The following is a 956-nucleotide window of genomic DNA, read 5'->3' as shown; positions in this document are numbered from 1 at the left end:
ATGGCTAAAGAGCAATTTCAACGTAACAAACCACACGTTAACGTGGGTACTATCGGTCACGTCGACCACGGTAAAACCACTTTAACAGCTGCTATCACCACCGTTTTAGCTAAAACTTACGGCGGTTCTGCGCGCGCATTCGATCAAATCGATAACGCACCAGAAGAAAAAGCACGTGGTATCACCATCAACACTTCACACGTAGAGTACGAAACTCCAACTCGTCACTACGCGCACGTTGACTGCCCAGGACACGCCGATTATGTTAAAAACATGATCACCGGTGCTGCGCAAATGGACGGAGCTATCCTGGTTGTTGCGGCAACTGATGGCCCTATGCCACAAACTCGTGAGCACATCCTGTTAGGTCGCCAAGTAGGTGTTCCTTACATCATCGTGTTCCTGAACAAGTGTGACATGGTTGATGATGAAGAGCTGTTAGAGCTCGTTGAAATGGAAGTTCGTGACCTGCTGTCACAATACGACTTCCCAGGCGACGACACGCCAATCGTTCGTGGTTCAGCGCTTAAAGCACTGGAAGGCGAAGCAGAGTGGGAAGCTAAAGTTGTAGAACTGGCTGGTTACTTAGATTCATACATCCCAGAACCACAACGTGCAATCGACCTGCCGTTCCTTCTGCCAATCGAAGACGTATTCTCAATCTCAGGCCGTGGTACAGTTGTTACCGGTCGTGTAGAGCGCGGAATCGTTAAAGTGGGTGAAGAAGTTGAAATCGTTGGTATCAAAGATACTGCGAAATCTACTTGTACTGGTGTTGAAATGTTCCGTAAGCTTCTTGACCAAGGTCAAGCAGGTGAGAACGTTGGTGTTCTTCTGCGTGGTATCAAGCGTGAAGAAATCGAACGTGGTCAAGTTCTTGCAAAACCAGGTTCAATCAAGCCACACACCCAGTTCGAGTCAGAAGTCTATATTCTGTCTAAAGACGAAGGCGGCCG

At 48.2% G+C, this 956-nt stretch carries 1 protein-coding gene; it reads left to right on the top strand.

Features of this window, described 5'->3' with window-relative positions; translation table 11 throughout:
- A partial coding sequence (gene tuf / locus HGT70_RS16430; protein ID WP_214196574.1) for an elongation factor Tu occupies nucleotides 1-956 on the top strand: 956 nt, incomplete at its 3' end.

It is taken from the genome of Rosenbergiella collisarenosi, from assembly GCF_018494085.1.
Taxonomy (GTDB): domain Bacteria; phylum Pseudomonadota; class Gammaproteobacteria; order Enterobacterales; family Enterobacteriaceae; genus Rosenbergiella; species Rosenbergiella collisarenosi.
Note: the sequence above shows the minus strand (reverse complement) of the source record. Positions and strands in the feature narration are given on the sequence as shown.